The 10,724-nt window shown below is 65.6% G+C and carries 7 protein-coding genes and 1 pseudogene; 2 read left to right on the top strand and 6 right to left on the bottom strand.

The genetic code is table 11. The features are described from left to right. The first annotated feature begins 281 nt into the window (after nucleotides 1–281). Nucleotides 282–1,442, top strand: coding sequence for a mechanosensitive ion channel family protein (locus tag I5M_RS20280; RefSeq protein WP_244432060.1), 1,161 nt, complete (start codon nucleotides 282–284; stop codon nucleotides 1,440–1,442). A 6-nt stretch (nucleotides 1,443–1,448) separates the two neighbouring features. On the opposite strand, the gene I5M_RS20275 is transcribed toward I5M_RS20280, so the two are convergent. After that, nucleotides 1,449–2,468, bottom strand: a complete 1,020-nt coding sequence (locus I5M_RS20275; RefSeq protein WP_022723064.1) for an SDR family oxidoreductase — start codon at nucleotides 2,466–2,468, stop codon at nucleotides 1,449–1,451. A 241-nt stretch (nucleotides 2,469–2,709) separates the two neighbouring features. Here I5M_RS20275 and I5M_RS20270 point away from each other — a divergent pair, with 241 nt between their 5' ends. Continuing rightward, nucleotides 2,710–5,334, top strand: coding sequence for an MMPL family transporter (locus I5M_RS20270; protein WP_022723063.1), 2,625 nt, complete (start codon nucleotides 2,710–2,712; stop codon nucleotides 5,332–5,334). A 372-nt stretch (nucleotides 5,335–5,706) separates the two neighbouring features. Here I5M_RS20270 and I5M_RS20260 read toward each other — a convergent pair whose 3' ends face one another. The 5 genes and pseudogenes from I5M_RS20260 to I5M_RS33845 form a co-directional block, all read right to left on the bottom strand. Continuing rightward, the gene (locus I5M_RS20260) at nucleotides 5,707–7,266 is read right to left on the bottom strand and encodes a Do family serine endopeptidase (RefSeq protein ID WP_022723061.1); all 1,560 of its coding nucleotides are present in this window, start codon (nucleotides 7,264–7,266) and stop codon (nucleotides 5,707–5,709) included. A 382-nt stretch (nucleotides 7,267–7,648) separates the two neighbouring features. Next, complete coding sequence (locus tag I5M_RS20255; protein ID WP_022723060.1) at nucleotides 7,649–8,098, bottom strand: NfeD family protein; 450 nt, start codon at nucleotides 8,096–8,098, stop codon at nucleotides 7,649–7,651. Nucleotides 8,099–8,297: 199 nt separating this feature from the next. Next, nucleotides 8,298–9,281, bottom strand: a complete 984-nt coding sequence (locus I5M_RS20250; protein ID WP_031337169.1) for an SPFH domain-containing protein — start codon at nucleotides 9,279–9,281, stop codon at nucleotides 8,298–8,300. Nucleotides 9,282–9,425: 144 nt separating this feature from the next. Then, nucleotides 9,426–10,463: a ferrochelatase gene (hemH, locus tag I5M_RS20245; protein ID WP_022723058.1), complete on the bottom strand. Its 1,038-nt coding sequence runs from the start codon at nucleotides 10,461–10,463 to the stop codon at nucleotides 9,426–9,428. A gap of 145 nt (nucleotides 10,464–10,608) precedes the next feature. After that, a pseudogene (locus tag I5M_RS33845) lies at nucleotides 10,609–10,724 on the bottom strand (nickel transporter); the annotation flags it as partial.

Below are 10,724 nucleotides of genomic sequence, written 5' to 3'. Positions count from 1 at the left end.
CGCTTCGAACTGATGCAGCGGTAACGGGCACGCGCCCCTTATCGTTCCGCCGCGGCCGGCTTGCTGCCGTGACAGGAAGCGCTGTCGCGCAGGGCCCTTTGCAATCGCGACCATCCGTCGCGCGGATGCGTCCGTCGGCGTACCAAAATTGCTCTGCAAAGCAGAACAGGCATTGCAACTTGGGTCGTGGAACCTGAAGCTGTGCGGGTGATTTAGGCCACTCGCGGCGCCGCGCGGCAATGTGTCGGCACACGCCCAGGACCCGAGGAGATGTGCGCTTCGTGCTTCAATCGCTGATCACCACCGTCACCACGCAACTCAGCCTCATGCCGACCTGGATGACCGTGCTGCTGGTCGTCGCGGGCGCCCTGCTGGTGGCGCTGGTTCTGCACCGCCTCGCCTTCGCGCTGGCCGAGCGCCGGTTGCGGCGCGGCCAGAATCTCGCCGCGCTGCTGATCCTGCAGAAATCACGCGGGCCCTCGGCTCTGGCGGTCGCGCTGTTCGCCGTCGTGCAGGTGCTACGGCTGATGCCGCTGCAACAAGGCCTTGCGACCCTGCTGATCCATTTGCTGCAGATCTCCGTGATCGCGCTTTTGACCTGGATCGCCAAACTGATCACCGACATCGCCGGCGCGGTGTATCTGCGCCGCTTCGGCGCCGGCTCCGAAGACGATCTGATGGCGCGCAAGCACGTCACGCAGATCCGGATCCTCAAGCGCGCGGCCGCCACCGTGATCGTGGTGATCGGCATCGCCACCGCGCTGATGACGTTCGACTCGGTGCGGCAATACGGCGTCAGCCTGTTCGCCTCCGCCGGCGTCGCCGGCCTCGCCATCGGTCTCGCGGCACGGCCGCTGCTCGCCAGCATGATCGCCGGCATCCAGATCGCGCTGACCCAGCCGATCCGGATCGGCGATGCGGTGATCGTCGAAGGTGAGTACGGCCCCGTCGAAGAAATCAACCGCCACCTATGTGTGCTGAAGCTGTGGGACTGGGGGCGCATGGTGCTGCCGCTCAGCTATTTCATCGAGAAGCCGTTCCAGAACTGGACGCGCGAAAGCTCGTCGCTGATGGGCTCGGTGATGATCCATGTCGACTACGCGGCCGACGTCGACCGCATCCGCGCCAAGCTGTCGGAGATCGTCGCTGCCAGCAAATTGTGGGACCGCAACGTCGTCAACCTGCAGGTGATCGATGCGTCCGAGACCACCATGCAGCTTCGCGCCCTGGTCAGCGCCGGCAGCGCCGGCGCAGCGGCCGATCTGCGTAGCGAAGTGCGGGAGAAGCTGATCGCCTTCCTGCGCACCGACATGCCGGAAGCGCTGCCGCGGGTGCGCCAGCTGATGGTCGAGACGGCCGAGCCGCTGACGATCCGGCATGTCGGCGGCGGACCGTCGCCTGCACTGGCGCCGAACGGCGAGATCGCAAGCGGATCGCGCTGAGATTGCTCAGCGCGGCGGCAGGCGACGCTGCGCCATGGCGGGGCGACGGCGCGACAGCAACGCCGCCGCGAGTGCTGCGGCCCCGGCCATCGCAATCAACGCAACGCCGGCGCGAAGCATATCCGGATTGTAGGGGAAGGCCTGATCGGACGAAGTGTCGTCGAAGCGGCCGTGCGCCCCTGGATCGCCGCGGCCGGCCTCGAACAGATTGTCCGCACGCCCGGCAACGGCCGGCTGGTTGGTGGTCTCGTTGCCGACGCCGGCGCGCGCCAAGTACCAATCCGCCACTGACGGCATCAGCATCTGCGCCGCAATCGCTTTGACGGCGGGGAAGCCGAGCCAATATTCCCGCGGCCGCTCGTCGACGGCGCGCAGCACCGCGCGGGCGATTGCTTCGGGCTGATGGATCGGCGGCACCGGCCGTAGCTTGCGATCGAACTTGTTGCGCGCCCAGTCGAACTGCGGCGTATTCACCGCCGGCAATTGGATCATGCTGAGCGTGATGCCGCTGTTATCGTTCAAAAGCTCGCTGCGCAGCGAGTCGATGAAGCCGCGCGCCGCCGCTTTGGCGGCACAGTAAGGCGCCTGAAACGGAATCGATCGATAGGCCAGCGCCGAGCCGATGCTGATGATGGCGNCCGCGTTGCGCGGCCGCATGTACTTCAGCGCCCGCCACGAGCCGTGAACCTGACCGAGATAAGTCACGTTGGTGACCTGAGCGAATTCCTCGGGCGTGATATCGACGATGGCGCCGTAGACAGTCACCATGGCATTGTTGACCCAGACGTCGATCGGGCCCAGTTCGCGCTCGATCCGCGCGGCAGCCTCGAACATCGCGTCCGCATCGGCGACATCCGCAGCGATGCCCAGCGCGCGGCCACCGGCTTGTTCGATCTCGCGCTGCGCGCCCGCGAGGCCTTCGGCGCCGCGCGCGATCAGCGCGACCTGCCAGCCCGCGCGACCGAATGCGACGGCGACCGCACGGCCGACTCCCGCGCTGGCGCCGGTGACGACGACGGTTTTCATGGCTGGCTCCACTGACAGAAAGGGAATGACTCCGGGAACCGGTTGAACGTCCTACCCGAGCCAATAGTTGCGCCCTCACCTACGCTTGATCCGTCGCGGCGGCGGAACCGAGGCCTGCGTGGGCCGTTGGAACTGACAGCTTCCCGACCGCACCGGTCCGGGGATTTTCAGTCGTCCGAAGGCGAATAGACGTGGTCTTAGCTCGAGGCGGCGCGGGTCGGACGGCTCTCATGGCGGATGCATGGCGATGTTGAACAACGCGGTGGTGAGCACGGTCGACTTCAGCGTGCGCCATCGCTGGGCGGTGGTGATCGGCGGGCTGATCATCGCAGTTCTGGCAGCGGCCTATGCGATCCTCAATTTCTCGATCACCACAGATGTCGAAGCCCTGATCTCGCAAAAATTGCCGTGGCACCAACGCCAGATCGAGCTCGCGCGCGCCTTTCCCCAGCAGGGCATCACCGCGGTGATCACCGCGCCTTCACCCGAGAACGCCGACCGCGCCACCGCCCTGCTGGCCGACAAGCTGGCACAGCAGCACGAGTTGTTTCGCAGCGTCGGCCGGCCGGACAGCGGCGAGTTCTTCGATCGCAACGGATTGCTGTTTCAACCGCTGCCGGACGTGAAAAAAACAGCGGGCGAACTCAGCGTGCTGAAGCCGGTCGTGGCGCAGCTCGCCGCCGACCCGAGCCTGCGCGGCGTGATGAATACGCTCGCCGACGCGGCCAAGGCGGCGAAGGCCGGCCGCTTCAAGTTTGACGACTTGGCGTGGCCGCTGTCGCTCGCCAAGACGACGCTGACGGACGTGCTCGCTGACAAGCCCGCAACCTTCTCATGGCTGGAGTTGACGCAGGGCAAGCGCGCCGAGATCGCGCAGCGGCGTCACTTCCTCGACATCGATCCGGTGCTGGACTTCAGCGCGCTGCAGCCCGGCCGCGCTGCCACCGACGCGATTCATGCGGCCGCCAAGGAGCTCAAACTGGGCGATCTCGGCGCGACGGTGTCGCTCACCGGTCAGGTGCCGATGAACGACGACCAGTTTTCGGTGATCAGCGACAGCGCCTGGCGCGATACGTTGACCGCTGCGGTCGGCGTGCTGGTCATCCTGTGGCTGGCGCTGCGGTCGTGGCGGATCATTGCCGCCGTGTTCTTCAGCCTGATGGTCGGCCTGGCGCTGACCGCGGCGCTCGGCATGGTGATGGTCGGTTCTTTCAATCTGATCTCGGTGGCGTTCTTCGTGCTGTTCGTCGGCCTCGGTGTCGATTTCGGCATCCAGTTCAGCGTGCGCTACCGGGCCGAACGTCACGATCATAGCGGCCTCGAACAAGCGCTGCATTCCGCCGCCCGCAAGGTCGGCACGCCGCTGGCGCTCGCCGCGGCGGCGACGGCGGCGGGTTTCTTCGCCTTCATCCCGACCGACTATAGCGGCCTGTCCGAACTCGGACTGATTGCCGGGACCGGCATGGTGGTCGCTTTCCTGTGCAGCATCACGCTGGTGCCGGCGATGCTGGCGCTGCTGCAGCCGCCGGGCGAAGCCGAACCGGTCGGCTTCAAGTGGCTGGCGCCGCTCGACCACGTGCTGCAGCGGCATCGCTTCGTGGTGATCGGCGCGACCGTCGTTGCTGTGCTGGCGGCGACGCCGCTGCTGGCCCACCTCACCTTCGACTTCAATCCGATCAATCTGCAGAACCCCAACTCGCCGTCGGTGAAGACCTATCACGAGCTGCAGGCGTCGCCGCAGACCGCGGCGATCGACGCCGACGTCATTGCACCCGATGTCGAGGCCGCCGACACGCTGGCAGCGAAGCTGCGCGAGCTGCCCGAGGTGTCGCGGACGACGACGCTGAGTAATTTCATTCCGGCCGATCAGCCCGCCAAGATCGCCGCGCTCAAGGCCGCGGGGCGCAGCCTGCGGTCCGCGCTGTCGCCGTCGCGGCAAGCGCTGGCGCCGAATGATCAGGACGTCGTCGCGGCGATCCAGAACGCTTCGACCGCCCTGACCGGTGACGCCGGCAGCGCGACCGACGCGGCGGCCAACGACCCCCGCGACGTCGCCAAGCTGCTCGACCGGCTGGGGCAGGCCGATCCGGCCATGCGTCAGAAGGCGACCGACGCGATCGTGCGCCCGCTGCAGCGCGAGCTCGAACGGCTGCGCGCCAGCCTCGATCCGCAGACCATCACGGTCAAAACGTTGCCCGAGGATCTGCGGCGGTCGTGGCTGATGCCGGACGGACGAGCCCTGGTACAGACGCTGCCGAAGGGCAACACCGACGACAACACAGTGCTGCGCGGCTTCGCCCAGGCCATTCTCAAAGTGGCGCCGAACGCCAGCGGCACGGCGATCAGCTACTACGAATCCTCGCGCACCATCACCTGGGCCTTCATCGAGGCGGGCCTGCTCGCCTTCGTGGCCATCGCCGCGCTGTTGATCATCGCGCTGCGCCGGTTCAGCGACGTGGCGCTGACCTTGGTGCCGCTGCTGATCGCCGGCGCGGTGACGCTGGAGATCTGCGCCGCGAGCAGCTTCCCGCTGAACTTCGCCAATATCATCGCGCTGCCGCTCTTGCTCGGCGTCGGCGTCGCCTTCAAGGTGTACTACATCATGGCGTGGCGCGCCGGCAAAACCGGCCTGCTGCAATCGACGCTGACCCGCGCCGTGGTGTTCAGCGCCATGACCAACGCCGTCGCTTTCGGCAGCATGTGGGCCTCGAGCTATCCGGGCATGTCCAGCATGGGCCAGCTGATGTTCCTGTCGCTGGTCTGCACCATGGCGGCCGCGGTGTTCTTCCAGCCCGTGCTGATGGGCGCGCCGCGCCAGATCAAGCCGCATGAGGAACTGGACCGGCTGCCGGAGGCGGCGGAGTAGCGGATTGTTCTGCGCATCCACTCACTCGGCGTCATCCCGAGGTGCCCTCCGCGTCGCGCAATAGCGCGACGGGTAGGGCCTCTAAGGATGAGCTACGCGTACCAAGACCGCATCCCTCGATGCTCACGTCATGCCCGTGGCCCATCCTTAGAGGCTCGCTTCGCTCGCACCTCAGGATGACGGTGATTGCGTAGATAGACGTCATTGCGAGGAGCGAAGCGACGAAGCAATCCAGCTCCGTGCATGGGGCTGGATTGCTTCGCTTCGCTCGCAATGACGGAGAAATGTCGGACACAAAGCGAAAGGGGCGGCCCGGAGCCCGCCCCTGCGTCTTTGTTGTTGCTGTCGCTATTTTAACTACTTGAGCTTTCCTCACCCCTTGGCGATCGGCACCGCCACGAAGTGTGCCGCTGCGTCGGCGGTCTTCACGCGCATCAGCACGGTCTTGCGGCCGTGGTCGTTGGCGTCGGTGAGGGCCTGGCGGACGTCGTTCCGGTTCGACACTGCGCGGCCGCCGACGTCGAGGATGACGTCACCGGTGCGCAGGCCGCGATCGGCGGCGGGGCCGTTCGGGTCGATGCCGGTGACCACCACACCCTTGTCACCACGGCCATCGACTTCGCTGGCCGGCGCCAGTTGCAGGCCGAGATAAGGACGGCCGTGCTCACGGCCGGCGCTGTCGTTCTGCGCGACGCGCTGGTGATCGCCGGGCATTTCGGCCAGCTTCAGATCGATGGTTTTGGCCGAGCCGTCGTGCACGACGTCGAGCTTCACATTGCTGCCCGGCGCCATCAGGCTGATGGTGCGCGCCAGCGAACGCGAGTCCTTGACCTCATTGCCGTTGACCGCGGTGATGACGTCCCCGGCGACGATGCCGGCCTTGGCGGCCGGGCTGCCGTCCTGCGGGCTGTCGACCAGCGCGCCACGCGCCTGCTTCAGGCCCATGCTGTCGGCGATATCGGCCGTCACCGGCTGTACCTGGACGCCGAGCCAGCCGCGGGTAACCGAGCCGTTGTCCTTGAGCTGATTGATGACCAGCTTGGCGGTCGCGGCCGGGATGTCGAAGCCGATGCCGACCGAACCGCCCGACGGCGAGTAGATCGCGGTGTTGATGCCGATGACGTTACCGTTGGTGTCGAACGCCGGACCGCCCGAATTGCCCTTGTTGATCGGCGCGTCGATCTGGACGTAGTCGTCATAAGGACCGGAGCCGATGTCACGACCGCGCGCCGAGACGATGCCGGCCGTCACGGTGCCGCCGAGGCCGAACGGATTGCCGACCGCCACCACCCAATCGCCGACACGCGCCGGCTGATCGGCGAATTTGACGAACGGGAAGTCCTTCTTGCTGTCGACCTTGATCAGCGCCAGATCGGTCTTGGGATCGGTGCCGACGACCTTGGCGGTGTAGACGGTGCCGTCGTCGGTGGTGACCTGCACCGACTTGGCGTGATCGACGACGTGATTATTGGTGACCGCGTAGCCGTCCGACGAGATGAAGAAGCCGGAGCCTTCGCCGGTGATCACCTGATGGCGCTGCGGCACCTGCATCATGCCCTGGCCGTCACGGAAACCGAACTGACGCTCGAACTGCTGGAACGGCGCCATGCCGTCGTCGCTGTTGTCGTTGCGGATCAGCGGCGAATTCTGGCCGTCCTCGTCGATCTTGACCTTCACGGAGATCACCGCCGGCTTCACCTTGGCGACCAGATCGCCGAAACCGGCCGGCATGTTGTTCGGCGCAGCGACTTCAGCGGCGGACGCGGACGAGGTCAGAGCGGGAAATTCGTGGCTGAAGTAATGACCGCCCCCCATCGCCACCACCAGGCTGAGGCCGGCGGCGGAAGCGAGAAGTGCGACGCGCCGCGGCTTCAGCACCTTGCGCGGCTGCGGGGCAGGACGAGTGGTGTCTTCGTGGTTGGTCCGATCCATGACGAGTCTCCGAGGTTGTTGTCGATGCGGGAGGGCGCGAACTACTCGTCGAAATATAGAAGCCTCACCTTACGCCGAGCTTGGCGGCGGATTAATCCTTGGAAATATGAATGGATTGTAAGATTGGCCGGCAGCGTACCAAGTGTAATTAGGCTGGAGGGCCTCCTCGACTGATTGAATCTTCGCGAGGACAGAGTCGTCATCCTGAGGTGCGCGCGTAGCGCGCCTCGAAGGATGCGGCCACAGGGCTCGAGGCCCATCCTTCGAGGCCCTCCGCGCCGCGCTTAGCGCGGCCCGGCGGGCAACTCAGGATGACGGCGGAATTCGGGTTGCGATCAGATCCCAGCAAGCGCAAAACTGCGCTAACTAATCGCTGCGGATCCTAGACTGGAGCGACCGTGAGCTGGGCGCCATCTGCCGCGACGATCCGCACCCGGCTGCCGGCCGGCGTATCAGGGCCGAACACACGCCACACAGTATCGTCGATCCGCACCGTGCCGGCGCCGCCCTCGATCGGCTTCTCCAGCGTGAACTCACGGCCGACCAGTGCCTCGGTGCGGCGGTTGAGATACGGATTGGTTGTACGGGACTCGGTGTCGCCGCCGCGCGCCATCCGCCGCCACAGCGGCACCGCCGCGATCGAGAACAACGCGAAGATCAAGAGCTGCAGCTGCCACGACAGCGTCAGCACGAAGGCTGATAATCCGGTCAGCAGCGCGGCGAGGCCGAGCCAGAACAGAAACATCCCCGGCGCCAACAGCTCCAGCGCCATCAGCACGAAGCCGCCGATCAGCCAGGTCCAGGCGCCAAGGGAGACGAACAGGTCGATCATGGCTGCACCGTGTAGAACCTTACAGTCATCGCTTTACTAGCAACTGACTCGCGTAGCCGTCATCCTGAGGTGCGAGCGCAGCGAGCCTCGAAGGATGAGGGCGGCCCACAGCGTAGCACATCCTTCGAGGTCCGCCGCACCGCGCATCAGCGCGGCGCGCCGGACACCTCAGGATGACGCCATGGCTTGTGGCATCTCATCACGTCGTCTTCGCCGGCCCGGTCGTCGGCACCGAGCCGCGGCGCGCCGCCGCCTGCGCGGAGGCGGCGGATTCGCCGAAGGTGGCCTTGGCGATTTCGCCGATGCCGGCGAGCGAGCCGAGCATGCTCATCGCCTCGACCGGCAGCATGATCACCTTCTGGTTCGGCGACTCGGCGAGCTGGCCGAACGCCTTGATGTATTTGTCGGCGATGAAGTAGTTCAGCGCCGCGACGTCGCCTTTGGAGATCGCCTCGCTGACCATCTGGGTGGCGCGGGCTTCGGCCTCGGCGGAGCGCTCGCGCGCCTCGGCATCGCGGAACGCGGCTTCGCGGCGGCCTTCGGCCTGCAGGATCTGGCCCTGCTTGGCGCCTTCGGCCCGCAGGATCTCCGACTGCCGCGCGCCTTCGGCCTGCAGAATGTCGGCGCGCTTGACGCGCTCGGCCTTCATCTGCCGGCCCATCGCCTCGACCAGATCGGCCGGCGGCACGATGTCCTTGATCTCGATGCGGTTGACCTTAACGCCCCACGGCGACACCGCGGCGTCGACGACGCGCAGCAGGCGCTCGTTGATCTCGTCGCGATGCGACAGCACCTGGTCGAGATCCATCGAGCCCATCACCGAACGGATGTTGGTCATCGTCAGCACGATGATGCCCTGCTCCAGATTGGAGACCTCGTAGCTCGCCTTAGCGGCGTCGAACACCTGGAAGAACGCGACGCCGTCCGCCGTGACGCTGGCATTGTCCTTGGTGATGACTTCCTGCTGCGGAATCTCAAGCACCTGCTCCATCACGTTCATCTTGCGGCCGACGCGATCGAAATACGGGATGATCAGGTTGAGGCCCGGCGACAGCGTGCGGGTGAATTTGCCGAACCGCTCGATCGTCCAGTTGTAGCCCTGCGGCACGGTCTTGACGCCGGCGAACAACGTCAGAATCACCAGCAGCACGAGCACGATGGAGAAGATGTCGAAGCCGGACAGATTATACATGGTCGCTCCTCGCCGGGCGAAAGCCGCCTCGGCGAGGCGGCCAAAAAACGTCAAAACCGGCGCACCGTTTGGTCGCCGGTTTTTGAACTTAGGTTCGAGTCGTGACGATTTGGCGGGCGGTGACGACCACCCTTGTTACAACCAACCTTGCAGCTCGCGCAGCACCAGCTGGCGGATCACCTGGATGCCGCCATCGGAGTCGTTGAGGCACGGAATGGCGGTGAATTCCTCGCCGCCGTGCTCCATGAAGATCTCGGCGTTCTCCTGCGCGATTTCTTCCAGGGTCTCGAGACAATCGGCCGCGAAGCCCGGCATCACCACCGCGAGCTTGCGGACGCCGTCCTTGGCGAGCTTCTCGATGGTCTTGTCGGTGTAGGGCTGCAGCCAAGCGTCGAAGCCGAAGCGCGACTGGAAGGTCAGCAGCAGCTTCTTGTCGTCCATGCCCATGCGGGCGCGCAGCGCCTCGACGGTGGCGACACACTGCGCCTGATAGGGATCGCCCTTTTCGATATAGGCCTGCGGCATGCCGTGGAACGACGCCACAATCTTTTCCGGCTCGAACGGCAGCGTCGCGAGATGCGATTTGATCGACTGAGCCAGCGCGTCGATATAGGACGGGTCGCGATAATAAGGCGGCGTCACCCGCAGCGTCGGCTGGGCGCGCAGTTCACGCAGCACGCGGAAGGCCTGGTCGCAGACGGTCGCCGAGGTGGCGGCGGAGTATTGCGGATACAGCGGCACCACGAGCAGGCGGGTGCAGCCCTTGGCGAGCAACGCCTCGATACGGTCCTGCATCGACGGATTGCCGTAACGCATCGCCCAATCGACCAAGAGGTGACCGCGATCGGTCAGCGACGCCGCGAGCTTCTCGGCCTGGGCGCGGGTGATGGTCTTTAGCGGCGATTCGTTTTTGTCGTTGTTCCAGATCTTCTGGTAGTCCTTGGCCTTGCGGGCCGGGCGGGTGTTCAGAATGATGCCGTTGAGCGCCAGTTTCCAGAAGATGCCCTGGTTCTCGATCACACGCGGGTCCGACAGGAACTCGCGCAGATAGACGCGCACACCCTTAGTGTCGCACGTATCCGGCGTACCGAGATTGACCAGCAGCACGCCGACACGCTCCGGCGCTGGGGCCGGTGCAACCGCGGGACCATGGATCGGGACGATGACGCTCATGATGCTGCTGAATTCGCGCTTTGGCCAATTATTGTCAAGACGATGCGGGATTGCCGCAGGTTCCGCATAGCTGCCGATCTATGTCGTCAGATACGGACGACAAGCCGCCCGGTTTGACATGGTTTCCGTTCTCCGAAGTCGCCGCCTAGAAGCAGGTGGCGCGCTCGGCCGCCACATAGCCGAGCAGCAGCCCGCTTCCGAACAGCAGCACCAGCACAGCCGCCCCCGACTCCAGCCCGCGCATGATCAGCGCGCCGCCGC

This window comes from Rhodopseudomonas sp. B29, assembly GCF_000333455.1.
Classification (GTDB): Bacteria; Pseudomonadota; Alphaproteobacteria; order Rhizobiales; family Xanthobacteraceae; genus Rhodopseudomonas.
This window is presented reverse-complemented; position numbering and strand designations above follow the sequence as displayed.